The organism is Romboutsia sp. MSSM.1001216sp_RTP31141st1_G3_RTP31141_220114, assembly GCF_039031195.1.
GTDB classification, from domain to species: Bacteria; Bacillota; Clostridia; order Peptostreptococcales; family Peptostreptococcaceae; genus Romboutsia_C; species Romboutsia_C hominis.
Genome location: NZ_JBCIUO010000004.1, coordinates 44,547 through 71,537 on the forward strand (window position 1 = coordinate 44,547; position 26,991 = coordinate 71,537).

At 28.6% G+C, this 26,991-nt stretch carries 25 protein-coding genes, 1 pseudogene and 1 riboswitch; of the genes and pseudogenes, 4 read left to right on the top strand and 22 right to left on the bottom strand.

The window, feature by feature from the left end:
- Positions 1-15: 15 nt before the first annotated feature.
- The 6 genes from rpsD to ABCP60_RS08325 form a co-directional block, all read right to left on the bottom strand.
- Entirely contained in the window at positions 16-609 is a 594-nt protein-coding gene (gene rpsD / locus ABCP60_RS08300) for a 30S ribosomal protein S4 (RefSeq protein WP_092922918.1), read from the bottom strand.
- A gap of 690 nt (positions 610-1,299) precedes the next feature.
- Positions 1,300-1,803, bottom strand: a complete 504-nt coding sequence (gene nrdG / locus ABCP60_RS08305; RefSeq protein ID WP_092922915.1) for an anaerobic ribonucleoside-triphosphate reductase activating protein — start codon at positions 1,801-1,803, stop codon at positions 1,300-1,302.
- A 16-nt stretch (positions 1,804-1,819) separates the two neighbouring features.
- Positions 1,820-3,949, bottom strand: coding sequence for an anaerobic ribonucleoside-triphosphate reductase (gene nrdD / locus ABCP60_RS08310; RefSeq protein ID WP_166504818.1), 2,130 nt, complete (start codon positions 3,947-3,949; stop codon positions 1,820-1,822).
- Positions 3,950-4,369: 420 nt separating this feature from the next.
- The gene (locus ABCP60_RS08315; RefSeq protein ID WP_092922909.1) at positions 4,370-4,750 is read right to left on the bottom strand and encodes a hypothetical protein; all 381 of its coding nucleotides are present in this window, start codon (positions 4,748-4,750) and stop codon (positions 4,370-4,372) included.
- A 207-nt stretch (positions 4,751-4,957) separates the two neighbouring features.
- On the bottom strand, positions 4,958-5,170 hold the full coding sequence (locus ABCP60_RS08320; RefSeq protein WP_092922906.1) for a hypothetical protein: 213 nt from the start codon (positions 5,168-5,170) through the stop codon (positions 4,958-4,960).
- A gap of 176 nt (positions 5,171-5,346) precedes the next feature.
- Positions 5,347-7,914, bottom strand: coding sequence for a cell wall-binding repeat-containing protein (locus ABCP60_RS08325; protein WP_166504817.1), 2,568 nt, complete (start codon positions 7,912-7,914; stop codon positions 5,347-5,349).
- A gap of 190 nt (positions 7,915-8,104) precedes the next feature.
- Positions 8,105-8,275, top strand: a riboswitch (Lysine riboswitch).
- Positions 8,276-8,551: 276 nt separating this feature from the next.
- On the opposite strand from ABCP60_RS08325, the gene ABCP60_RS08330 reads away from it, so the two are divergent.
- Positions 8,552-10,018, top strand: coding sequence for an amino acid permease (locus tag ABCP60_RS08330; protein WP_343101587.1), 1,467 nt, complete (start codon positions 8,552-8,554; stop codon positions 10,016-10,018).
- A 44-nt stretch (positions 10,019-10,062) separates the two neighbouring features.
- Here ABCP60_RS08330 and ABCP60_RS08335 read toward each other — a convergent pair whose 3' ends face one another.
- On the bottom strand, positions 10,063-10,971 hold the full coding sequence (locus ABCP60_RS08335; protein ID WP_166504815.1) for a LysR family transcriptional regulator: 909 nt from the start codon (positions 10,969-10,971) through the stop codon (positions 10,063-10,065).
- Between the two features lie 221 nt (positions 10,972-11,192).
- On the opposite strand from ABCP60_RS08335, the gene ABCP60_RS08340 reads away from it, so the two are divergent.
- Positions 11,193-12,014: a nitroreductase family protein gene (locus tag ABCP60_RS08340; RefSeq protein ID WP_166504814.1), complete on the top strand. Its 822-nt coding sequence runs from the start codon at positions 11,193-11,195 to the stop codon at positions 12,012-12,014.
- A 298-nt stretch (positions 12,015-12,312) separates the two neighbouring features.
- Here ABCP60_RS08340 and ABCP60_RS08345 read toward each other — a convergent pair whose 3' ends face one another.
- The 5 genes and pseudogenes from ABCP60_RS08345 to ABCP60_RS08365 all read right to left on the bottom strand — a co-directional run bounded on the left by ABCP60_RS08345 (position 12,313) and on the right by ABCP60_RS08365 (position 14,676).
- The gene (locus tag ABCP60_RS08345) at positions 12,313-12,708 is read right to left on the bottom strand and encodes a DNA alkylation repair protein (RefSeq protein ID WP_330405549.1); all 396 of its coding nucleotides are present in this window, start codon (positions 12,706-12,708) and stop codon (positions 12,313-12,315) included.
- A 36-nt stretch (positions 12,709-12,744) separates the two neighbouring features.
- A complete protein-coding gene (locus ABCP60_RS08350; RefSeq protein ID WP_092922888.1) occupies positions 12,745-13,209 on the bottom strand; it encodes a methylated-DNA--[protein]-cysteine S-methyltransferase in 465 nt (154 codons plus the stop codon).
- A gap of 137 nt (positions 13,210-13,346) precedes the next feature.
- Positions 13,347-13,907: pseudogene (locus tag ABCP60_RS08355) on the bottom strand (DUF4269 domain-containing protein).
- A gap of 84 nt (positions 13,908-13,991) precedes the next feature.
- Positions 13,992-14,258: an aminotransferase class V-fold PLP-dependent enzyme gene (locus tag ABCP60_RS08360; protein ID WP_334293979.1), complete on the bottom strand. Its 267-nt coding sequence runs from the start codon at positions 14,256-14,258 to the stop codon at positions 13,992-13,994.
- Positions 14,259-14,400: 142 nt separating this feature from the next.
- Positions 14,401-14,676 carry an aminotransferase class V-fold PLP-dependent enzyme gene (locus ABCP60_RS08365; protein WP_330405548.1) on the bottom strand — a complete coding sequence of 92 codons (276 nt, stop codon included), beginning with the start codon at positions 14,674-14,676 and terminating at the stop codon, positions 14,401-14,403.
- Positions 14,677-14,876: 200 nt separating this feature from the next.
- On the opposite strand from ABCP60_RS08365, the gene yedE reads away from it, so the two are divergent.
- Both yedE and ABCP60_RS08375 read left to right on the top strand, forming a co-directional pair.
- Positions 14,877-15,965, top strand: coding sequence for a YedE family putative selenium transporter (gene yedE, locus ABCP60_RS08370; RefSeq protein WP_166504810.1), 1,089 nt, complete (start codon positions 14,877-14,879; stop codon positions 15,963-15,965).
- 108 nt (positions 15,966-16,073) lie between these two features.
- Entirely contained in the window at positions 16,074-16,310 is a 237-nt protein-coding gene (locus tag ABCP60_RS08375; RefSeq protein ID WP_166504809.1) for a putative Se/S carrier-like protein, read from the top strand.
- A 72-nt stretch (positions 16,311-16,382) separates the two neighbouring features.
- On the opposite strand, the gene ABCP60_RS08380 is transcribed toward ABCP60_RS08375, so the two are convergent.
- From ABCP60_RS08380 to ABCP60_RS08425, 10 genes are all read right to left on the bottom strand, one after another.
- Positions 16,383-17,447 (bottom strand): reductive dehalogenase domain-containing protein, encoded by a 1,065-nt coding sequence (locus tag ABCP60_RS08380; protein WP_271933916.1) that lies wholly within the window; start codon positions 17,445-17,447, stop codon positions 16,383-16,385.
- A 103-nt stretch (positions 17,448-17,550) separates the two neighbouring features.
- Positions 17,551-18,945, bottom strand: coding sequence for an MATE family efflux transporter (locus ABCP60_RS08385; RefSeq protein ID WP_343101588.1), 1,395 nt, complete (start codon positions 18,943-18,945; stop codon positions 17,551-17,553).
- 390 nt (positions 18,946-19,335) lie between these two features.
- Complete coding sequence (locus tag ABCP60_RS08390) at positions 19,336-19,638, bottom strand: hypothetical protein (RefSeq protein ID WP_092922873.1); 303 nt, start codon at positions 19,636-19,638, stop codon at positions 19,336-19,338.
- A gap of 170 nt (positions 19,639-19,808) precedes the next feature.
- The gene (locus ABCP60_RS08395) at positions 19,809-21,152 is read right to left on the bottom strand and encodes an MATE family efflux transporter (protein WP_166504807.1); all 1,344 of its coding nucleotides are present in this window, start codon (positions 21,150-21,152) and stop codon (positions 19,809-19,811) included.
- A gap of 9 nt (positions 21,153-21,161) precedes the next feature.
- A complete protein-coding gene (locus tag ABCP60_RS08400) occupies positions 21,162-21,947 on the bottom strand; it encodes an ABC transporter ATP-binding protein (protein WP_343101589.1) in 786 nt (261 codons plus the stop codon).
- Between the two features lie 47 nt (positions 21,948-21,994).
- Complete coding sequence (locus ABCP60_RS08405; protein WP_166504805.1) at positions 21,995-23,008, bottom strand: iron ABC transporter permease; 1,014 nt, start codon at positions 23,006-23,008, stop codon at positions 21,995-21,997.
- 3 nt (positions 23,009-23,011) lie between these two features.
- Positions 23,012-24,025: an iron ABC transporter permease gene (locus tag ABCP60_RS08410; protein ID WP_343101590.1), complete on the bottom strand. Its 1,014-nt coding sequence runs from the start codon at positions 24,023-24,025 to the stop codon at positions 23,012-23,014.
- A gap of 154 nt (positions 24,026-24,179) precedes the next feature.
- Positions 24,180-25,124 carry an iron-hydroxamate ABC transporter substrate-binding protein gene (locus tag ABCP60_RS08415; RefSeq protein ID WP_092922857.1) on the bottom strand — a complete coding sequence of 315 codons (945 nt, stop codon included), beginning with the start codon at positions 25,122-25,124 and terminating at the stop codon, positions 24,180-24,182.
- 246 nt (positions 25,125-25,370) lie between these two features.
- A complete protein-coding gene (locus tag ABCP60_RS08420; protein ID WP_092922854.1) occupies positions 25,371-26,297 on the bottom strand; it encodes a chemotaxis protein in 927 nt (308 codons plus the stop codon).
- 156 nt (positions 26,298-26,453) lie between these two features.
- Positions 26,454-26,991 (bottom strand): hypothetical protein (locus ABCP60_RS08425; RefSeq protein ID WP_343101591.1); only part of this gene is annotated, 538 nt, incomplete at its 5' end.

Consider the following 26,991-nt stretch of genomic DNA (forward strand, 5'->3'; position numbering starts at 1 on the left):
AATTTTATATTTAGATTATTTTGAGTAGTACTCAACAACTAAAATATCGTCAATTTCTATTGGTACTTCATTTCTTTCAGGCTTTCTAGTAAGAACACCTGAAAAGTTCTCTATATCCTTAGTTAAGTAAGGATATTGGCTAGTAGCATTTTGTTGAAAACTATCTTTAAACATTGTATTTTTTTGAGATTTTTCTCTTAAAGATATAACATCTCCTACTGACACTCCATAAGAAGGTATATCTACTTTTTTCCCATTAACTAGTATATGTCCATGAACTACCATTTGGCGAGCTTGTCTTGTAGAGCTTGCTAACCCTAATCTATATACTAAGTTGTCTAATCTACATTCTAACATTTGTACTAATGCTGTACCTGTAGAGTCTTTAGATTTCATCGCTTTTTTTACATAGTTAGAAAATTGCTTTTCTAACACACCATAGTAAGCCTTTAATCTTTGCTTTTCTAATAACTGTACTCCATATGGTGAAAGCTTTTTGTCCGCTCTAGACGTTCCTTTTGTAGCTCTATCCATTGCTTTTGGATGCCCACATACATTTAACCCTAGTCTTCTACATTGTTTAAATCTAGGTCCCATCATTCTTGCCATAATTATCATCTCCTATAAAATCAGAAATTTGCCGCGATAATTTTAAGCCTATTTTTAATATATCATAATTTTTATTTTTTGTAAATGAATTTCATTATCATTTTTTAAAATAAAAACCACGATATGAATCGTGGTCTTTATATAGAAGTTGTGTAGTTATATTAGTAAATTAAGAGTATAATTAGCATAACATTTATAATGTAATTTATCATATAGGGGAATATTATACTTTCTGTATTAAATCTAATAACGTGCTGAAGATCATCGGATTTAAAAAATTTATGTAAGCTATGATATAATTTACACTTTTATGTTCACTTGCTAGTAAATTACTCATTAATTCTCTATTTATTTAAAGTATATCATAATTAATCATTTTTGTAAATGATAATAATTATTAATTTCATTTTTTGAAACTAAACGTTAAAGTACTCTATGAAATTACTTCTTCTAGCATAATAATTTTTTATTTTGTAAAAAATTCGCTTCGCTTAAGCCACTGCGTGGGCGCTACACTTCATGTCACCAACGACTTTGTCCGTTCCTCAAATGTCACGTTTTACATTTTCAATCTTATTGACATATTTTACTTTCATGAGTTGTTAACATTTTTGTGCTTAATATAATTTACTTACATGTAAAAAATGCATCAAGATAAAATTTATATTTATCTTGATGCATTCTACATACTTAACCTAGCTCATAAAATACTATTTTATTACTTAATAATGTCTTTTTTACGTCTATAACTCTTTGATTTGATGAACCTCTTAACATTAGGCTTAGATTTCTATTGTTTTCTTCAAACTTACCATCTATTAATACATCTATATATTTTAATACTTTCTTTTGACTTTCATCAAAATTTTCTAGTGTATATCCACTCCATAGGTATATCATTTTATTTGGGTAATGTTTCTTAAATTCTTTGCATAAATTAAATACACCTTCTACATTTTGAGGGCATAATGGCTCTCCTCCTAATATAGATAAGTCTCTATCTATATTATTTTTATTTATATTATCAATAATATATTGTAAATCTTCTTGTGTAAATTCTTGACCTCCGTTAAAATCCCATGTTTCTCCATTGAAACATCCTTTACAGTGGTGGGGACATCCTTGTGTCCAAAAAGACATTGTTACTCCAAGTCCATTAGCTATGTCATTGTCTTTTATTTTGGCAAATCTCATATTATCACTCCAAATTCTATAAGTGAAGTACTCTCTCACCTATCTCTTGAGTACGTCCTTTACCCCACATATTTGCCCCAATGTATCCACAAGTTCTTCTCATAACTTGCATTTCATCTTTATCTCTGTTTCCGCAGTTTGGACAATACCATTCTAAATCCTTATCAAGCTTTATTTCACCTGTGTATCCACATTTATAGCATATATCTGGCTTAGTATTTATTTCTGCGTATTGTATATTGTGATAGATGTAATTTATTATTTGCTCTACTGCTTGTAGGTTTTTACTCATATCCGGTACTTCTACATAACTTATACATCCACCTAAACTTATGTCGTGGAATTGACTTTCAAACTTTAATTTTTCAAAAGCATCTATTTCTTCAGTTACGTGAACATGGTATGAGTTTGTATAATACATTCTATCAGTTACATTTTTAATTTCTCCGAATTTTTGCTTATCTATTCTACAGAATCTTGAAGTTAAACTTTCTCCAGGAGTTCCGTATAATCCAAATCCAAGACCAGTTTCTTCCTTCCAACTTTGGCAAGCATCATTTAAATGGTGCATAACTTCTAATGCAAATGCTTCCCCTTCTTTAGTTGTATGACTTACACCAAGCATTGCTTGAGTCATTTCATATACCCCAACATATCCTAAAGAAAGAGTTGAATATCCATCCTCTAAAAGAGCGTCTATCTTCTCTCCTTTTTTAAGTCTAGCTATTCCTCCATGTTGCCAATGTATTGGAGATACATCTGATTTTACTCCTTTTAATAAATCATGTCTAACCATTAAAGCTTCTTTACAAAGTTCTAATCTTTCATCTAATATCTCCCAGAATTTATCCATATCTTTATTTGCAGTTAATGCAACTTGTACTAAGTTTAATGATATTACACCTTGATTGAATCTTCCATACCACTTATAATTTCCATTTTCATCTTTCCATGGAGATAAGTGACTTCTACATCCCATAGGTGGGAAAGTATTTCCTTCATAATTCTTTCTCATTATTTTAGCACTTTGATAATCTGGAACTAATCTTTTCGTATTACATTTAGCTGCTAGCCTTGTAATATAGTCATACTTACCACCTTCTAGGCAGTTATGTTCATCTAATAAATAAACTAGTTTAGGGAATTCTTCTCCTACTTCTTGTCCTTTGTAGTTTTTCATTCCTTCTAATCTTTGCGCTATCATTTCTTCGCAAATTAAAGCCATTTCCCTTTCATATTCATGACCTTCTTCAATCTCTAAATATATAGTTGAAAATGGTGATTGACCATTACTTGTATATAACGTTGATAATTGATATCTTATAGTTTGTATACCTGCTTTTAGCTCCTCTAACATTCTTTCTTCAGCTAATTCTTTAGCCATTTCTTCAGAATACTTTTCTTTGTATTTATTGAAATATTTATCATACGATACTCTTAAAAATGGTGCTATATGCTTTATAGTTATAGAGTTTCCACCATATTGACCGCTTGCTATTTGAGCTATTATTTGTGTTGTAACTGTACAAGCTGTTGTAAATGATTTTGGTGATTCTACTAATTTATTACTTATTACTGTACCATTATTTAACATATCTTCTAAGTTTATAAGCATACAGTTATGAATTGGTTGAATTGCATAGTCCATATCGTGATAGTGAAGTACACCTTCATCATGGGCATGCGCTATATGTGCTGGTATTAATTTTCTTCTTGCTATATCTTTTGAAACTTCTCCAGCTATTAGGTCTCTTTGAGTAGACGCTAATAATCCATTTTTATTTGAATTTTCATTTATAACATCTTCATTACTATTGTCTAGTAATCCTAATATACTTTCGTCAGTTGTATTCACTTCTCTTTTAAATGACTGTACCGCTCTATATCCTTCATAAGCTTTCGCAGTCAATTCGTGTTTATAATCTATTAACTTCTTATATACCATATCTTCTATTTGATATACTGTCGGCGAAGGTGACTTTTCATAACAATTTTCTTCTATTTCGTTAGCTATTTTTTTAGCTATTTCTTCTTCATATATACCGCTACCATATTTCATAGCATTTAGTATTGCATTTTCGATTTTTATTTTATCAAACTCTGCAACCTTTCCATTTCTTTTTATTATATTTAATTTTCTGGTCATAAAACTCTCCTTTTGCCTAATATTTCTTGATGTGTTTGTCAAGTCTTACTAGATAAAAAAACAATAACTTTTTTAATAAAAAGTATTGACTTTTTTGTTTTTCAGCACTTTACTTAACTTTGCATAAGCACTATATGTAGTAACACAACCTCTATTTTATACCATATATAGTGTATATTCAAGCTATTTATATTCACTTTTCTTATACCCCTTGATACCACCTAATTCTAGCTTAAATTTTATATTTTTCAGTAAATTTCCTTATTTTTTTATATTTTTTTGAAAATTTTATAATATCTCGATGTAAATAATCTAATAAATATAAAAGTAGCTATAGATCATATTTACCCAAATTTTTATACAAATAAAATTTATTTTATACTAAAAAGACACTTATATCATTAAATAATATAAGTGTCTTTATATTCTATATCCTAAAAATAAACAAGAATCATGATTAGAGATACTATCCCATACATTAAATAAATTGTCATACAAATATTTATAAGAATAGACTTTATATAATTTAGAATAAGCTAAAACTATCCCCCATTGATAAGTTCTATATACATTATTTCTATGTATATATGGTTTAATCTTCTCTTTATTATAATATATGTATTCTTTCTTTAATGACGTTTTAATTTCTTTTAATATTTTCATAGCCTCCTTTTGCTTTCCCTGTGATATGAGTTTCATACCTTCACTAGACCTTGAAATATAATAATCTATATTCTCAATCATCTCTTCTTCTGAAACTAACCTTTTGTCAAATTCTAAAACAATACTTTGGTTAAACATATGAACTCACCTCTTTATTAATATACTTTTACAAATTTAAACAAATTCCTTTAATTAATCCACTTTTTTTATATCTTTGTATTTATTATTTAAATATATTAAAAAACACTAACTTTAATAAGTTAGTGTTTTAGTAAATAATCTAAATAGATACTTATATAAACATATAATACTTAAATTATATACCTTTATAAATACCTATTTAATTTATTTATTTACTTTTCTTTCTTCCCTTTTTTCTTCAAACTTTTCTTTTTCTAATTTTTTCATAGATTTTTGATGAGCTTTAGCTTCTTTTTGTGCTTCTTTGTAATTTCTTTCGCTGTTAATTTCGAATTCCTTTTTATCACATTTCTCAGATTTTCTTTCTATCTTTTTAGCTTCTCTTTCTTCTAATATTATTTCTTTTTCCAACTTCATTTTAATATCTCCTAACTACATTCTTTAAATTCTTCAATTTCTTTTTTACTTGAATTAAGCTTTCTATCCATATATATTAATTTTATTCCCATATTTTTACATATAAAACATATAAGTTAGATTTTAAACAAAAAAATACTAACTTTACTTGTTAGTATTTTTTATAAAGAATTTAGTTATTTGTTTAATATATCAATTATTTGACTAAATGAATTTTCATTTCCATTTCCACCAACTTGAGTTACTTCATTTGTTTCTTTAGATGATAAAATTTCTTTTTGCTTCCAATTTAAATTACTTCCAACTATTACAATTGGAGAGTTTTTCTTAGCTGCTAATACTCCTGCTGATAGGGCGTCAATTAAATCATCTTGTTTATTTATGCCATCTTTTGCTATAAGTATGTCTTCTAGATTTTTTTCTTTATAAAAGTTCTCTAAAATTAAAGCATTGGTTTCATTTCTATCATCTCCACCTATTCTTTTATAGTTAGGTAATTTAGTTGTTATATCATTAGATATAGTACTTTGTCCACCTATAACATAAGATGTTTGTATATTGTTTTGTTTAATAAACTTATTAATTTTATCAAAATTTTCATTTTGTGATGTTAGTATTATCGGCATATTCTTATTGGCTGCGACAGGTGCTATACTAACTGCATCTGCTAATCCTTTAACTCCATTTACAACAGCTATATTTGATATGTTACCTAATCTTTTAGCTATTTCTAATGATGTGTCATATCTATCTATTCCACTTATTCTATTTACCTTAAATCCATCATATTCAAGCTCATTTACTATATTATTCGATACTGAACTTGTACCTCCAATAATATATATATTTTTAGCTTTTAGTCTCTTTATCTCTTGTTCAATATTATAATATAAGCTGTCATTTGGTGTTAGAAGTATTGGAGCATTTATAGATTTTGCAAATGGTGTGGCTGAAAGAGCATCTGCTATAGAACTTGAATTTACTAATACTACATTATCAGAAGTATCCCAACCTTTTTGACTTATCATTATAGATGTTTCATATCTAGTTTCTCCTACCATTTTACTTATAACTACTTTAGGATTATTTGAGCTTACCTTCATTATCCCAACAGCTTTTAGAGCATTTTCTACTGTTTCTTTTTCACTTGCTGTTTTAGCTTTTAATAATAATACTTCTCCTAGATGATTAAAATCTGATTGAGAATATAAGCCTTCTGTAAGTGCATCATAGAAAAGTTTACCCATTTTTTCTTCTCCGATACCTTTAACATTAATACCATATTGTGTTCCACCTTCAGATATTAGGTAAGCTAATTTATTTATTATACCACTATTTTCATGTACGTAATCATTGTCACAGCTATCATTATGTACATGAGACCTTCTACAGATTTCCATATTATCTACATTATCTATATCTGGGTTTTTCATGCTTCTTAAGTATCCATATTTTGAAAAATCTTCTCCTATAGTCCAATTTTTGCTTGATTTATAAGTATGTTCTACTAAAGTACCAAAAATATCTCCATATGCTTCGTTTATAGCGCCTGATTGAGATACATAATCTAAATTAGCAGTATGTCTTACTACTGAATGAGTATATTCATGTCCAATTACATCTAATGATCCTGCAGAATCATAAGTTGTTGAGTTTTCATTTCCAAAAACTAGTATATCAACTCCATTTACTAGACTGGAAAATGCATTTCCTGGCTCATTTACATTTACAAGTAATTCTGGCTTACTTCCCTTTCCATCTAGCCCATCTCTATTGTATTTATTTAAATAAAAATCGTAAGTTTTTCCTACATGGTAGTTTGCATCTACAAACTTTCCATCGCTCTTTTCTAGTTTTGTGCTAAAATATTTTATATCATTATCCATGCCATAAGGAATTTTATTTTGATAATAATATTGATAAAAATATTGACCTTTTATATCTAAAGTTTTTATAGGTTTTGATCCTCTACTTAAATCTATAAAATAATACCCGTCTTTAAAGCCTGCTTCACCTTGTCTATGTATTACTTGTATTTCTCTTTCATCTCCAAATACACCTTTTGCTTTAATTTTTTCTGATTTGATTATATTGTTTGTGTTTTCGTATTGATTTATTATATCTCCACTGTTAGCATCTATAAATACAATTTTGTTATAAATTGTTTTTCCTATTATATTTACATCTACTTTGTATGCAAGTTTATATTCTTCTTTACTTTTATATAAATATAACTCTACTTTTTCATTTTTATTTAATTCATTTTTTAGTTCAAGTTTTTCCTTTGCTATCTTAAGTGCATCATCTTTAGTTAAAGTCGGATTATAGTTAAATCCTTTTAATGTCTTTGATGTTGGCTCTATATATCCTGAAATTGATTTTATATTTCCGTCATAATCTACGCATCCTACTAAATCTGAACCATAGATAGGTATATTATTTATATACTGTTGAAGTCTTACTATAACCTGAGAATCATTTTTATCATCTTCTTTTGATTTGACTTTGAAAGTAGAAGTTTTTTCTACATTGCTTAAATAATTAATTAGGATTTGTTGAGGTGATATACCTTCTTTTTTCTCTTCCTTTATATTACCACTTACTACAAATGGTTCCGATTTTTCTATAGCTTTTTTTAATTCTTGTTTTTGCATATCCTCACTTGCAAAACTCAAACTAGTTAGATTTATAGTTATTAAACATAGTGTTGTTATGCTTGCTATGCTCTTTTTTAATAATGTCACTTGCTTTCCCCCTCAATTTTCTTTATTTAATGCTTTTGCTCCTTGTTATATTTTTACTAACTATGTTAACTCTATTTTAACACTTGCAATTATTGTTAGTAAACTTATTATTTATTGTTTTTGTACAAAATCTAATCTTTTCTATTGACTTATTTTTTGTTTTGGTTATAATTTAAAACAACAAGTAGATAACTGAGATAGAGGCGCGAAATTTAAGAGTAGTATTATGGAGGTAAGCTCAATGAAATAATACAAAAGGAAATTTCGCCGAAGTAAATAGTTAATGGCTTTGATACTATTTACTGGGCTTATGTAAAATATGCATAAGACTGTCACATTTTTGTGGAGAGCTATTTTCAATGAAAACGTACGGTACGTTGTATTTTTTGTATATAATTTACGTATTTTTGTCATGGGTATAGTCTCATGGCTTTTTTTGTATACAAAAACCTTATGTAAACCTAAAATTACTGATAACTTATATAAGGTATATCAATAACTCAATAATATAAAAATATATCTGAGTAACCGTCGAAGTCGTTAGCGACATAAACTAAGCGCATTTTTATTGTTAGATAAATTTTATTATCTTAGTTACTTACTTATGGAAAATTTACACCATAAGGAGGATAATCAAATGAGTGAACAAAATCAAGAATTAAAAAGAGGATTAAAAGCAAGACATCTAAACATGATAGCACTAGGTGGTTCTATTGGAACAGGTATATTTCTTGCAATGGGAGATACTATCTATCAAGCAGGACCTGGTGGTGCATTAGTTGCATATGGTTTAGTAGGCATTATGGTTTATTTTTTAATAACAAGTTTAGGTGAAATGGCTACTTTTATGCCAATCTCTGGATCTTTTAGTTCCTATGCTACTAAATTTATTGACCCAGCACTTGGGTTTGCACTTGGATGGAATTACTGGTACAACTGGGCTATAACAATAGCTGCCGAAATGGTTGCAGGTTCTTTAGTTATGAAATTTTGGTTCCCAAACATACCAGGAGTTTACTGGAGTTTATTATTTTTAATAATAATTGTCGGATTAAACTTCCTATCATCAAAAGCTTACGGTGAGTCTGAATATTGGTTTGCTGGTGTTAAAGTTGTTACTGTAATTATATTTTTAATAATAGGTGTATTAATGATAGTTGGTATAATTGGTTCTGATGAAATAGGATTTCATAATTATTTTATAAAAGATGGACCTTTCCATGGTGGAATAAAATCAATCTTTGCCATTTTTCTAGTTGCAGGATTTTCATTTCAGGGAACCGAACTTATAGGAGTTGCTGCTGGAGAAAGTGAAAATCCAGAAAAAACTATTCCTAGGGCTATAAAATCCATATTTTGGAGAATATTAATATTTTATTTAGGAACGATAATAGTTTTAGGTGCTATAATACCTTTTACACAGGCTGGTGTTTCTGAAAGTCCATTTACTATGGTATTTGAGAAAGCAGGTATAGCTGGAGCTGCTTCTCTTATGAATGCAGTAATATTAACATCTGTATTATCTGCTGGAAATTCTGGTATGTATGCATCAAGCAGAATGCTTCACTCTATGGCTAAGGATGGACTTGCTCCAAAGCTATTTGCTAAGACTAATAAAAGAGGTGTTCCTGTAAATGCTTTAATATTAACTACTATAGTTGCATCTTTTTGTTTCTTAACAGGTGTATTTGCCGAAAGTACTGTTTATGTTTGGTTAGTTGCTGCATCTGGCCTTGCTGGATTTATAGCATGGGTTGGAATAGCAATATGCCATTATAGATTTAGAAAAGCATATACTCATCAAGGTAATAATTTAAAAGATTTAAAATTTACTGCTAAATGGTATCCTTTTGGACCTATACTAGCATTAATAATGTGTATAGTTATAATAATAGGTCAAGGTTATTCTTGTATTAAACCAGATGGCATTGACTGGAGTGGTTTAATAGCTTCTTATATAGGTATACCTCTATTTTTAAGTATATATATAGGTTATAAAATTAAGCACAAGACTAAACTTATCCCTCTTCACAAGGTTGATTTAACTTATGGAGAAGATAAAAATTTAGATAATATAGAAAAAAAGATCCTTGAATTAAATTAATAAACATAAAAAATGTAACTCCTTTAACTTAGGAGTTACATTTTTTATGATGAAGTTATATAATTTCTATCAACATATTCTAATATATAATCTCTAAATAACTTTGCTATTGGAGGTATATATGAATTTTTTAAATAACTCATATATATTATTCTTTCCTTAATAGTTTCTTTAATATTTATTTTAGATAGTGTATTTGTATTGATAGTTGGTGAATCAGGAACTACTGAAATCCCTGCTCCAGCAGATACTAATCCTTCTATTACACTTCCTATATTAGCTCCTTTTGGCTGAATTGATATTTTAGGGGTATACCCTAAAGCATCAGTACAAGAAAGAATCCTATCTTTACTACCTTCACAAAATGCTATAAAAGATTCATTTTCTAATTCCTTTAAAGATACCTCTCCTCTACCGGCTAATTTATGATTCTTTGGTACTATTAATATATACTCTTGCTTTTTTATTGGTATAGATTCTATATTAATATCCCAAATAGGTTCTGTATGATTATCATAGAAACCAATATCAATTTTTCCTTTTTTTAAATCTTCTATTATTTCAGTTACAGACTGTTGGTTAAATTGAAACTTTACATTAGGGTTATCATTTAAGAAATCGCTTATTATAAAATTCATAAAATAAGCTCCTACTCTAGATGTAGAGGAAATAGAAACTGTCCCTGTAGTATCACTAACCATTTCATCTAATTCCTTTATCCCTTTTTCAATCTCTACCAATGCTCTCTCTGCATGAACTAAAAATAATTTCCCAAACCTAGTTAGTTTGACATTTCTGCCACTCTTTTCAAATAAAGGGACTTTTAGTTCTCCTTCCAACTTTGCTATTGATTTACTTAATGCTGGTTGAGTAACTAATAATAACTTTGAAGCTTTAGTAAAATTTTCGGTTTCAGCGACTGTTTTGAAATACTCTAGTTGTTGTAGGTTCATTTTCTACTCCTTTTTATAATTTATCAAATCTATAACTAAAAGTTATATGTTTATGAATATTTTAAATTAGACATAGTGGTTATAACAGTGCTATAATCACTATTATCCTTAATAAATATATTTGTATTTTCTTATGAATTTTACTTATTAGTATACCAAAATAATTAAGACATATAAATTAAAATTGAAAGATATTATATAAATTAAAGGGAGTGTTTTTTATGATGAAAGTAGATAAGGATCTTTGTATAGGATGTTCTCTATGTGTTAAAGATTGCATGGTTAAAGATATTGAACTTATAGATAAAAAGGCTCATATTAAAAATGTAGCCTGTTTTAAATGTGGTCACTGTATTGCAATATGCCCTAAAAATGCAGTATCAACTGATGATTATAACATGAATGAAGTTAAAGATTATAATAAAGAGGATTTCTCTATTGATGCAGATAATTTACTAAACTTTATCAAGTTTAGAAGAAGTGTAAGACACTTTAAAAATCAGGATGTAGAAATAGAAAAACTTTCTAAAATCATAGAAGCAGGGAGATTTACTCAAACAGCAAGAAATGCACAAGATGTATCTTATATTGTAGTTAAAGATGGCATAGAAACTTTAAAAGAAATGTCTTTAGAAAGATTAAGTGATATGGGTAAATATATGCTTGCTAACTTAACACCTGAGACAATGAATTTAAAGCTATATGCCCAGATGTGGGTAAAAATGTATGAAGAATTTAAAGCAAATCCTACTGGTAGGGATAGTCTATTCTTCAATGCTCCTGCTGTAATACTTGTAGTTTCTGATAATCCTGTAGATGCTAGTTTAGCTTCCTCTAATATGGAACTTATGACTAATGCTCTAGGCCTTGGAACTTTCTTTAGTGGATTCTTTACAAGATCTGCTGAAGGAAATAAAAAAATTATGGACTTCTTAGGACTGAACGAAAATCAAAAAATTGTAACTTGCATGGTTATCGGATATCCAGATGTAAAATATCAAAGAACAACTCCAAGAAAAGAAGCACAAATATCTTGGAAGTAATCTAAATAAAAAATTCGCTTCGCTCATGTCGCCAACGACTACGTCCGTTGCTCAAAATATATTTTTCTACATTTTCAAACTTGTTGATATATCTTATATCCATAATTTATCAACAGTTTTGTTCTTAATATAAAATCCTTGTATGTAAAAAAATAGAAATGGGCTATGTTAAGGTAAATTAGCCCATTTTTACTATCTCTTCATTGATTTTATTAAGACTTTCCTTTCTTTGTCAATCTTTAAAGATTCACATATTTTCTGGAGAGATTTATTGTAAGTAAAATCATCAAGATTATTATTATTTAAATATTCTAGTGTTATATTTTTTTAGAAATTCCCATACTATTTCTTTATTTTTATTGGTTATTTTAAGCCCACTACAAAAACTATCACATACAGACCAGTTATTTATTTTAGGAATAAAGTTTTTTATATATACTAATATTTCTTCTATATTACTATCCTTAACATATCCTATTACCATTCCCTGTAGCATAACCTCTTCAAAATATGTATCATTAGCATTTTTTAGATATTCTCTCCAGTCTTTTTTAGCTATTCTCTTCGCTATTTTTCTTAAACACAAAAGTCTAACACCTAGTATATTCTCAACTCCTGGTATTAGCCTTGAAGAAAATTCTCTATACTTTTCTTCTGATAATTTCAAAAGTTCTTCTCTAATTTTTTCGTTCATATATCCCTTCTCCATATAATGTTAATATACTTTTATTTAATTATTATTTTCCATATCTAATAATTGTTTTTTTATCTCTAAACCCGCAGCATAACCAACTAAACTTCCATCAGCACCTATAATTCTATGGCATGGAATTATTATTAATATAGGATTTTTATTATTTGCCATTCCCACTGCTCTAGCTGCTGTTGGCTTACCTATTTTTTGAGCTAATTCTTTATAACTATATGTTTTGCCATATGGTACATCTTTAAGTTCATTCCATACTAGCTTTTGAAATTCTGTACCGTTAAGAGAAAGTGGTACATCAAATTCTATTCTTTGTCCTAATAAGTATTCCTGAAGTTGCTTTGCTGTTTCTTTAATTAATGGTGTTTCTTCAATATTCATATCTTCTGATGATAGTTTCTCCGCTAGATAAAGATCTGTTATTCCTTTTCCATCTTCAGCAATTCCTATCTTTCCCAGCTTTGTTTCATAATAAAAAATATTTTTCATATAAACACCTCATTTGTTAATTTGCATATGTTATTTCATAATCTAATATACAATACTTTATATAATATTTATATAATAAAGAAGTTACTATACTAAAAATAAGCATAATAACTTCTTTATATTTTTCTATATTAATATTATTTTAAATTTTTTAAATCATCATCATAGTATTCTTCTAATTCTAGTAAACTTTCATATGGATTACCTTTTAATCCTAGTTGTTTAGCAAAAGCTGGCTCTGTTTTTAATCCCCTCTTTTTTAAAGCTATTATTTCATTTTTAAAATCTTTTCCTAAAATCTCTATCAATCTAGCTTCTATCACCATATGTCTATATCCGTTGGTTTTCTCTGAATGATTTTTGCTCGCATATATCTCTATTTCTATATCATCCACATAAAAGTTACATACTATTATATTTTCTATACTATTTTATATTACTTTAAATCCTTTTCTTATTTCAAATTCATTGACTAATACTTCTTTAAAAGTAACGAAGTTTTCTACTTCACATACAATATCTAGATCACTACTTTCTATGTTTATTTGTATTGGAATAGTTCCTATCAGTATTGGGTTGTAATCCTTGAGTACTTCAAATATATTTATTCTTTTAAGTATTTCATAACTTTTTCTTTGAGTATTATTCCCCTCTTTTAGGTATGATATATCCTTCCAGTTTATGTCCTTTATTTTCATATCTTCCCCTTATTCAGATCTTTAAATGTAAATTGATTTTAAAAATGATTATCCATTTTCTTAAAGTATATTATAAAACATGAATTATTTATTTATCCATATATTTTTCACACAATCAATAATATAATCTATTTCTTTTTCTGTGTTAAAGTACACAAAACTAAATCTAACAGTACCATTAGGAAAAGTTCCTAGTGTTTTATGAGCAGAAGGTGCACAATAAAGACCGCTTCTAGTTGATATACCGTAATTTTTATCTAACATATGACATACTATCCCATTATCAAGTTCTTTAAAATCAAGAGAAACTACCGAGGTTCTATTTTTAGTATCAAGCTTTCCAACTAACAAACTTTTATCTATTCCTTTTATTCCACCTACAAATCTTTTAGTTTGATTTCGCCTAAAAAGTTACAATTAACTTTTGTAATCGTTATGTCATTTAAAGAATTCAACGGTCTCATAACTGCATTGTGCTCCATAGAAGAAACTATTACATTGTCACCTTTTTTAGTAAGCCTTTAATTACTATATTTAAGCTAGTTGTAATATTAGGTGTGAAAACAACATTTTTAGGTTTATCAAAATTGAATAATTCACATATTAATTCTCTAGTTTCATATAGAACATTTTCCGCTTCATAGGATGATGAATATGCACCTCTATTTACATTACAACCTACATTATTTATATAATCTAGCATAGTTCCACCCTTTAATGTTGTCTTTGGATATGATGTTGCTCCATTATCACAATGTATCTTATCCATTTTTCCCCCTAATTAAATATATCTTAAGTTTAATATATCATTCATTTTTATTACTGCTATACTGTTTTTATCTATCTTTACATGAGTATTTTAGAATTTTTCTATACTACATTTTTACCTAATTATCTACAAAATGGCTATGTTATACTTTGCGTGGAAAAGTATTTTGTATCTAACAATTTCATATGGGGGTATTTTTAATGAAGGAAAAAAGAAACATCATTATCGGTGGAGCTATAATTAGAATTATATCTGTTTTATCCGTACTTTATGGAAATCCAAAGAATATGGGAATATGTGTAGCTTGCTTTATTAGGGATATTGCAGATTCATTAGGTCTTCACAGAACTGAAATAGTTCAATATATAAGACCTGAAATTATAGGAATGGTGCTGTGTTCTTTTATTTTAGCACTTGGTAGTCGTGAATTTAAGTCTCGTGGTGGCTCTTCTCCATTTATAAGATTTTATCTAGGATTTATAGTAATAATAGGAGCATTAATGTTCTTAGGTTGTCCTACTAGAATGGTGCTTAGACTTGCAGGTGGAGATTTAAATGCTTTATTTGGTATAGGTGGTTTTGTAGTAGGTATACTTATTGGTATAGTTTGCTTGCGAAAAGGATTCTCTCTCAAAAGAAGTTACAAACAAACTAAATTAGAAGGATTTTTATTCCCAGCTATAAATATTGTATTATTCATTATGCTAATATCATCTTCTGCTTTATTATTATTCTCAAAAGAAGGTCCTGGTTCTCAGCATGCTCCAGCTTTTATAGCTTTAACAATAGGGCTAGCTGTTGGAGTTATATGTCAAAAAACTAGATTGTGTATGGTTAGTGGATTTAGAGATTTAATATTGTTTAAAGATTATTATTTTTTATTAGGATTTTTAGCTATGCTAGTAGCTGCTTTTATAGGGAATTTAACTTTTGGATTCTTCACTCCTGGATTTACTGATCAGCCAGTAGCCCATACAGATGGTTTATGGAATTTTTTAGGTATGGTATTAGCAGAATGGGGTTCTGTATTATTAGGTGGTTGTCCTATGAGACAATTAATTTTATCTGGCGAGGGAAATATTGACTCTGTAATAACTATATTTGGTATGCTTGTTGGAGCAGCTTTTTGTCACAACTTCCAATTAGCATCTTCTTCAAAAGGACCTACATCTAATAGTCAAATAGCTGTGATTGTATGCTTTTTTATACTTGGTATCATTTCATATTACAGTTGCAAGGCTGATAAAGATATAAAAAATAAATTAAAAGTAGATGTTAGTATTGGCTAAAAAAATAGATGCTAGAGGATATTCTTGTCTTCAACCTGTACTCATGGCTAAGAAGGGTTTAGAAGAAAATCCTTAAGGTGTAGAAGTTTTGGTAGATAATAATGCTGCTTGTCAAAATATAAAAAGTTTACTCATTCTTGCGCTATTAAATTTTCTAGATTTTTAACTAAAAGTGGTATGGAAAATGAGTCTTCTCCAGTTCCCAGAAATTTAAGCTCTAACTGTGGTATTGGAGTTAGCTTTTCTTATACAGATGACATAAATAAACTTTATATAAAAGATATAGAAAAAATTTATTTTATAGATTGTAATGAGTACTCTTTGTATAAGGATTTTGATGATTAAATAAATTTATAAAAGCTGTAGATAAGTTTGTTTAATACAACTTTACCTACAGCTTATTTTAATTCAATATGTTTACCTTAACCAATCAGGATTTCCTGGAACGAAAGGTCTTTTACCAAACTTTTCTTTATATTCATCAAGAGCCTTTTTTATAAGTTCTTGATTATCTTTAAAAGTATTTACTTCTTTTATAGTTTCTAACTCTTGTGCAAATGGACATACTGATATACACATCCCACAATCTGTCCCCATATACAACCATTTTATGTAACAAGATTCTTGCTCTATTACCCAAGAATCTTTATCTGGCTTATTGGATAAAGATTGCGAAGGACAAAAATGTGCACACTTGTTGCACAATTTACAGAAGTCATCTAGCCCAAAATCTATTTGCTCATCTACATCTAATTCTAAATCTGTAGTTACCACTCCAAGTCTTATTCTTGAGCCATACTCTTTAGTAGTTAAAATAGTATTTCTTCCTATCTGTCCAAGTCCAGCATCTTTTGCCACCCTAACTGGCATCAATAAATAATTCGAGTCCATATGATTTCTAGCTTCATAGCCTAGGTTTCTTATGTAATAACTAAGTACCATCCCAACTATAGATGCATCTACATAGCACTTACTAGTTTCTATAACTTCTGCTATCATAGGTCCTCTATTTATCATATCTTTATCCATCTCTACTGCAAATACTATTCCATATTTGTGATGATTAGTTATTTCTTCACCATAATTTTCTTCATGTCTTCCTCTATGAGTATAATAATGATAGTCTTTTAATTCTGTTATCCCTACTAATTTAGCTCCATACTGTTTTGCAAACCCCTTTATTTTCTTAGTTATTATTTTTTTATTTACTTTTACCTTTTCTGGTTTAGGTTTGTTTTCACATAAGTGCTTTATGTCTGATAAAAATTCAAATGCAGACAAAGCCATTGGTGAATTTGTTGGATTATACGTCATACTTTCCTCACTGCATAGATAAGGTCTAGTTCTTATGCTATCATCTATATCCTTTTTTTCAGGATTTCTCGAGTAGTAATCTACATAAGCCTCACTACCCTTTTCATAGTTTGATCTAGCAAACATTGTATCTCTTTCATCAACTCTATTCATTATTTTACTTGTCATCCCCTTTGACTTAGTGTTAGTAGATAATATATTCGACTAAATCTCCTATAATCCTTTATACAAAAAAGATACTACATAATTTATTGTAGTATCTTTTTATATATTAATTGTTAACACAAGCCTCTAGATTTTTATTATCTTTTTCTTTATAATCAATATCTCTAATCCACTTTTTGCTAAATAATCTAAACACACACCAAATTCCCTTTAAAATCTCATCTGATTTTAATACAATAAGAACTATTCCTGGAGGTAATTCTAAAACAATCCCAGCTACATATCCTAGTGGAATAGATATAATCCATAAAAATAATACATCCGCAATCATTAAAAACTTAGTATCTCCACCAGCTCTAAGTACCCCTTTTGTAAGAAGTGTTGCGACAGACATAAATACTACTAAAACTGACGTTGAGTTCATTAATTGATAGGCAATAGATTTAGTATAATCTGATATATTATAAAAATCTATTACAATGTATTTAAGGCTAAATATAACTATTCCAGAGCATGACCCTAATATAATAGCCATAGCCAAGAACGTAACAGCTCTTTTATATGCTGATTCATAATCTCCTTTACCTATAGTATTTCCTGTAATAACTCCACTTGCATTAGATACACCCATTAAAAATACATTAGTAAACTGTAGGACAACAGCAGATATACTGTTAGCCGCCACCATGTCTGAACCCATTCTACCCATTATTACAGATACCATGTTAAGACCAAGAGCAAGTATAAGATCACTTACTAAAACAGGTCCACCTATTTTTATATAACTTTTAAGTAGCTCTTTATCTAAAGTAAGTAAATACTTTAATTTGAAGTTAAGTTTTTTATCTATATTAAATAAGTAAGTAACTATTACTGTAAATTCTATAATTCTAGCTATAAGAGTAGCTATTGCTGCTCCTTGTATTCCAAGTTCTGGTGCCCCTAATTTACCAAATATTAAAACCCAATTTAGAAAAATATTAAATCCAAAAGATGTTAAAGATGCAAATAAAGCAACTTTAACTGACCCTACTGTTCTAAACAAAATATTTACTGTAGTAGATATTCCTTGGAATATAAATGATAATGATATTATCTTAAGGTACATTACTCCTTGATCTGCCACAGGTAATTCACTAGTATATATAGACATTATTTTATCTGGCATAAACTGTGATAAACTTAAGAAAATTATAGCAAAAGCTATACTAGCTCTTATCAATATTGATAATACTTTGTTAATGGAATTTATATCCTTCTTGCCCCAAAATTGACCAGATAATACACCTGCTCCTCCACCTAGTCCAAAGTTAATAATTAAAAATATAAAACAAAATTGATTCGCTAAGGATGCTGCTGATAGTGTTATCTCCCCAAAAGAGCCTAACATCATAGTATCTGTCATACTTACACCAACATTTATAAGTCCCTGCATAGCTATCGGTATGCTAATTTTTAGTACATCTTTATAAAAAGATTTTTCTTTCACAAAAACACTCATATTCTCTTTCCTCCTTATGTTAATAACTTATTTATGATATAAAAAGCTGGATAAGTTGCAAGCTTAAAGCTCACTTCTTATCCAGCATATAATCTTAATTTATAAGCACATTTTAATTATTAGCTTGATTATTTTATTATATTATATAATATAATATTTTATTTGTAAATTATTTAAACTTAAAACAATATCACAATTATATAAAATTCCTTTTGCTAAAAATATAATTTAACTTGTCCATAGTTATTATTTTTAGAGTGAGATTTTAGAGTTTTTTGATTCCGAATAAAAATAAAAGAAGATATTATCATAAGACTATGGTAGCATCTTCTTTTACCTTTAATACTTTTAGATTAAATTTCGCTCATTACCTAACTAAACGTTATATTATTAAAAATACATCTTATCGCTATCTTTATAACAGTAATATGTCTTTTCTTTTGTTTCTATACGTAAAGAATCATCATATACTACTATCTCATCTATAGCACTGTCTTCTACTTCACATACAGTAGTATTTTTACATTCTCCAAAACTTAGATATCCTTTATCTTCTTTAGGCTCATATCTAAATTTTATATTAGCCTCTTTTATATTCATTTCTTCACCATTTACTTTGCTGCTTACTTTTATATCTGTATATTCATTTGTAAGAAGTAAATTTTGTATTTTGTAAGTTAATTTATCAGTCATAATCTTATGCCTATTTCTAAGTACATTTAATACTTAAAATCCTTTCATTATATTTATATGTTTAATATAACAAATTTAATTGACATTAACAATTAGGCACTTTTTTGTAACTACCATTTTATGGTACATTGTAAAAACACCCTATCAAATATTGATATGGGTGTTTTCTTTTAAAATTTATTTACTTTTTTAAACTCTCTTAATAAAAATATACCTACTATAATCATAGTACTTACATCTGCTATTGGTTGTGATGCCCATACTCCATTTAATCCGTATATTCTAGGTACTACAAGTATAACAGGTATTAATATTATAACTTGTCTTAATAAACTTAAAAACATAGATATCTTTGCACTACCTATTGATTGGAAATATACTGCTCCCAAAATAGAAATACCTATTGTTGGTAATGTAAATGTATATATATTTACTCCATTCATAGCTAACTCAGTAAGTTTACTGTCATTTGTAAATATACTGATGAATAACTCTGGGAATAATCTAATAAATATAAACCCAAAAGTTAATATTATTGTTCCTACTAACATAGCTATTAACAATGCCTTTTTAGTACGTCCATATTGCTTAGCTCCATAATTATATGCAATTATAGTTTGCATTCCTTGGCTTAATCCAAATACAGGCATTAAGAAAATCAAGTATATAGATGTTATGGTTGTCATAGCTCCTATTGCTAAGTCTCCACCGTATATTTTCAGTACTCTGTTTGTTACTAGATGTATAGAACCTGATGCTAGTTCCATAAAAAATGGAGTTAATGCTATTAATATAATAGCTTTTAAAAGTCTTTTTTCTAGCCTAATATTTTTGATTTTTAGCTTAAGATTTGATTTTCCTAGTGTAAAATAATAGGTAGACCATATAAATACTAACAGTTGACACATTATAGTTCCTATAGCTGCACCTTTTATTCCCATATCAAATCCAAATATAAATATAGGGTCTAATATTAGATTAAGAATACAACTTATTATCATCATCGTAGCAGCTAGCTTAGGTCTTCCTTCTGCCCTTATAGCACTATTAAGTGCAAACCCTGGTAAATTAAACCATGTACCAAAGAATATTACACTCATATAATCTCTTGCGTATTTAATAGTATCAATACTAGCTCCAAATATATAAAGTATATCATCTAAAAAGAATGCCCCTATTATCATTATTGCTATAGCAACAACTATTTCTAAAGCAAATGTATTTCCTAATATTCTTTCAGCTTCTTCTTTATTACCTTCACCGAGCTTTATAGATATATTAGTACTTCCTCCAATAGCAATTCCTACACAAAATGCTCCTAGTATTGTAAATAAAGGCATTGTCACTCCAAGTCCAGATATAGCAAGTGCTCCTACATCCTTAATAGAACCTATAAAAGCTCTATCTACTGTATTATATAAAGATGTTACCATCATTGCTAATATAGCAGGTACTGAATACTTAAGTAGTAACCTTCCTATTTTATCTTCTTTTAAAGCTTGTTGACTTTCCATAAATTACTCCTATACCACCATGTCATAAGTTATACATACTGGTTTTTGAGTTCTAGGATCTTCAACAATCTCAGCATCTATATTAAATAACTCTTTAAGATTTTCCTTTGTCATAACCTCATGTGCACTACCTTGACATGCTATTTTACCCTTTTTAACACCTATCATATAGTCTGCAAACCTAGCTGCATTGTTAAGTTCATGTATTACCATAACAATAGTTGTTCCCTGTTTTCTGTTTAATTCTTCTAATAACTTTAATACTTCTAATTGGTGAGCTAAGTCTAAATATGTTGTTGGCTCATCAAGTATAAGTATATCTGTTTGTTGAGCTAGTGCCATGGCAATCCAAGCTCTTTGTCTTTGACCTCCAGATAAGGCTTCTATCGGTCTATCTCTAAATTCCTCTATTCCCGTTGACTTTAATGCCCATGTAACTATATCATTGTCTTCTTTTTTTAATTTACCAAATCCATTTTGATGAGGAAATCTTCCATAAGCTATTAACTCCTCTACAGTAAGGCCACTTGGAGCCTGAGGACTTTGTGGAAGAACTGCCATAGTTTTTGCTAATTCTTTTGGACTTTGTTCCTTTATATTTTTATCATTTATATATATGTCACCACTTTTAGGTTGTATAATTCTAGCTATAGTTTTTAATATAGTTGATTTTCCACATCCATTAGACCCTATTATCGTAGTTATTTTTCCTTTTGGTATGTCTAAATTTAAATCTTTTACTATATCTAAATTTCCATATGAAATATTTAAATCTTTAGTATTTATACAGTTCATTTTTATCTCCTTTGGTTAATTATTTCGATTATTTAAAATGAAATTATTTATTCTGATAGCATCAGATAAATAAAGTATGGAACACCTATTATTGCTACTACTATTCCTACGGGGATTTCCATAGGTGCGATTAAATTTCTAGCTATAGTGTCAGACACTAGTAAAATTAAACTTCCCACAAGTGCAGCTGTAGGAATTAACTTTTTATGCTTAGGCCCAACTAATTTTCTAGCTATATGCGGTGCAACTAATCCTAAAAAGCCTATACTTCCTGCTACAGAAGTCGCTACACCTGCTAATATTACAGCATATATTATTAATCTTCTTCTCTCTTTTTCAACCTCTATACCTAACCCTGTTGCCACTTCATCTCCTAAATTTAGTACATCTAAATATCTAGATTTATATATTGTAAGCAAAGTAAATATTAATATAAAAGGTAAAACTGCTAATACATATTTCCAGCTTGCTCCCCATATACTTCCTGAAGTCCACGCCATTACTCTATTAAATTCTTGTGTTGTAAATCTTAATTGGAATATTGTAAGTAATGATGTAAATGCTACATTTATACCTATACCTATTAACAATAATCTAGATGAATTTATTCCGTTTTTCCATGCAAGTATATAAATTAAAAATGCTCCAAATATAGCTCCTGATAATGCAACTATTGGCATTGTAAATATAGTCATATTACTTATACCATCATATACATTTCCATTCATAATATAAATGTATATAACAACGAATAATGCAGCTCCTGAATTTATTCCTAGTATTCCTGAGTCTGCCAAATCATTCTTAGTAACACCTTGTAAAATAGTACCTGCTATTGCCAAAGCTGTTCCAACTAGAATTCCAATCACTATTCTAGGTAATCGTAGTTTAAATATAGCAATTTCATGACTTTTAGATCCTTGTCCTACTAAAGTTTTTATAACATCTAATGGCTCTATAGACAGCGATCCCATATTTAAACTAACTAAAAATGTAGCAAATATTAATACCATTAAAATGCCTATAATCATAATAAATTTTTTATTCTTTTTTATATTCATAATCTATTTTGTATCCTTTCTAACAAGGTATATAAACATAGGAACTCCTAATAATGCTGTTAAAGAACCTATCGGTGTTTCATAAGGAGGATTAATCATTCTAGCCATAATATCACTATATACAAGTAAAACTGAACCTAATATCATTGAACTAGGTATTATATATTTATAGTCCGCTCCTACTACTCTTTTAGCAATTTGAGGAACTATTAATCCTACAAATACTATATTTCCAGCCACAGAAACAGATGCTCCAGTTAAAAATATTACTATTATTAAACTCACAAACCTAACTGCATTTGTTCTTTGTCCCAATCCTATGGCAACTTCTTCTCCTAAACTTAAAATAGTTATCTTAGGTGCCATAAACATAGCCCCTATAAATGCAGTTCCTCCTACTATAGCTAATAGTTTAATACCTTCCCACTTAGCACTAACTAGTCCTCCAGAAATCCAAAAGCTTAGCTGTTGAGATAAGTTAAAGTACATTACGATTCCCATAGCTAATGATATAAGTAAAGTACCTAATGCAGTTCCTGCAAGAGCAAGCTTTACTGGATCTACTTTCCTTGCCGACCTTGAGCTTATAAAATAAACTAAAAGTCCACTTATACTAGCACCTAAAAATGCAAATACCATCAACCCAAAACTTCCTATAACTAAATTTTTGTATATTCTTTGTAATACAAAAGCTACTGCTATCATAAATGTAGCCCCTTGTGTTATACCCATTACAGATGGCTCTGCAATAGGGTTTCTAGTTATACCTTGCATTATAGCTCCAGCCACTGCTAAGAATCCTCCAACAAGAGCTGCACAAATAGCTCTTGGTATCCTAACATCCCTAACTATCTTAATACTTACATCATTACTATTTGTAAATATGCTATGTATTATTGTTTGAAAATCTATATCTTTTGCTCCTAGTGAAATAGACATAACTATTCCAGCTATAAGCAATATTATTCCTATAAGCATAAATGAATAAGCTAAAGTTTTTTTGCTTAATTTTTTCATAGTTCCTCCTTAGATTAAATTTAACTGAAATACTCTTTTAAATATACCCATAAAATTTAATTGTAATTATTTTTTAATTGAAATTAATTCTCTATAAATTAAATAGTAGGTGACAAAAGTTATATCCTTTTACCACCTACTTTATATACTTATATTATTTTACAACTTCATCTTTTATTGATTGTAATAATAATTCTCTTCCTATTGGATTGTATGCTTGACTAAAGTATGGACTTGCATCAAGTATTGTTACGTTACCTTCTTTTACAGCTCTAATTTCTGGCCATACTGTACTTTTTTCTAAATCGGCTTTATCTGAATCTGTAGCTATAACTATTATATGATCTGCATCTATCTCTGTTAAACCTTCCATAGTAACAGTTGGTAAAGTTATTCCATCTTGCTTAGGCATATTAGCAGGTTGAGGTAATCCCATATCATCTTTTAATATTGTCCCTATACCACCTTCAGTAAATACCATAAATTGACCTTGACTAGCTAATACTGTTAAGTATGTTTTGTCCCCATTAGCTTTCTTTATTTCATCACCTAATTTTTTAGCTTTTGTATAGTAGCTATCTAACCATTTTTGAGCTTCTTCTTCTTGTCCAAATAACTTAGCTACATCTTTAAGTTTAGCTTCCCAATCATTTGCTTCATCTTTTAGCATAACTACTGGAGCTACTTCTTTTAATTGATCATATATCTTTTCTTGTCTTGGTGCCATTATTATTAAATCTGGATTAGATGCTAATATTGCTTCTATATCCATAGTATCCATCATTGAGTGACCAACTACTTTTGACTTTCCTAACTTATCCTCTACGTATGATGGAACTTTATCTGTTTCATATGAATCTACATTTGCTGTAGCTACTGGAGTGTGACCTAGTAAAACTAGCTCCTCACTACTTCCAGATATATCAACTATTCTTTTAGGATCTGCTGGTATTTCTACCTCCCCTTTTACGGATTGTACTACTCTTGTTTCTTCTTTTTTATTACTATCTTCATTGTTACTGTTTCCCGAACAACCAGTAACAATTCCAAGAGTAGCTATTGTTACACCTAATACTACTAATGATTTTAATCTTTTCATGTCATTCCTCCGTGTTGTTATTTATGTAATTATTATCATTATTTTTTGTTATTAATAATTATTATCACTTGATTTATATAATTATTATATCATCTAATTTTTTATAGTCAATATATTTTTATTTTATAAATTTTTTTATATATTTTAAAATAAATAAAAAAATATTATCATACGCTTATGATAATATTTTCTTATATTTGATATATTTAAAATGTATTTTGCTTAACTCTATTTAATTTTTCCTTATTATTTTTCTGTTAATCTATCTATAATGCTAACAAGATTAACTATTTCTGGCTTAGTTATCTGTTCATCCGCTCCAAGTGCCTGACCTTTAATACGTATTTCTTCACTTATTAAAGATGAGAATAGTATTAGTGGAATATCTTTTAAAACACTGTCTTCTTTAACAAGTTTTGTTAGCCTATGACCATCCATTAGAGGCATTTCAATATCTGATACTATACAAGAAACATGATTTTCAATTGGGTCACCACAAGTTTTTACTTCTAATAAATAATCCCATGCTTCTTGTCCATTATCTGCCTTAACTGTGTTTTTATAGCCTGCTTTGTGTAAACACTCGATTATAAGTTTTGAAAGTAACATTGAATCTTCTACTATTAAAATAGTTTTATCATTACATTTACGATCGCCTAATTTTTCTATAGCTTCAAATTGAATACTTGATTCCGGACTAATTTCTGCAATTATTTTTTCAAAATCTAATATAGTTATAAGTCTATCCTTGTATTCTGCAATACCTGTTGCTGCGCCTTCATCTCCACCATATATAACTCTATCTGGTTTTTTTATATCTTTCCAAGAAACTCTATCAATCCCAACTACTGAATTTACACGGAATGCAAAGTTTAACTTGTTAAAATGAGTAACGATAAATATATCATGTCCTATATCTTTTGGCTTAGGAAGATTTAAATATTTTCCAAGGTCTATAACCGTGATAATCTCATCTCTTGGCTTAAATACACCTTCTACAACGTCATGTGAATTTGGCATTTTCTTTACTTCTTGAGCCATTAAAATTTCACGTACTTTTGCTACATTTATACCAAATACTTCACCTGAAATTGTAAACTCCATAATCTCAAGTTCATTAGTGCCAGACTCTAAAAGTATTTTCGTTTGGCTTGTATTTTCTGAAAGTCCCATTATAATCCTCCAATTTTCTCTACTAACTATTTTGATGTCTATATATTCTATATACGTCTTTTATGTATAAATCTATAGGATTATTAATCATCTATTGCAACTAAACTCTTGTAACGCTATAAATAAAAATACCCTTCTTTAATATGAATAGCATGTTTATAAAAACAGATAAATAATTGTTATTATTGCTATGATAATAAATATGCTTGATAGATTATCTGAAACTGTACCTACATAGAAATATGGATTTATAATAAACTTTAATAACTTACCTTTATCATTTTCTCTTTCTTCTTTATTTATTTCTAATTTGCTATCTTTTATAAATATGACAGCTTCTTCTATTGCTGCCATATTTATTTTTAATTCACTTTCTGAAATAATGCCTTTACTGCTCATATTTTCTATATTCTTAATTTCTTTTGATACTATTTGTTGCCTTTCTTCTTCATTTTTACATAACTTTAATTGTTCCTTTAAGCTATTACTTTTCTTTATATATTTTTCTACTTCATGTCTTAACTCTGGGTACTTTTCATTTATAAGATTTTTTTCTTTAAGAGTTAATTTCTCACTTTTAATCATTTTGATAGCTATTATTTCTGACTTTTTAAGTTCTTTTCGAATATTCTTCATGAACTTTTCAACTTCTTCTATTCCTGACATTTTAATTCTAGTTTGTGCTTCAGAAAGT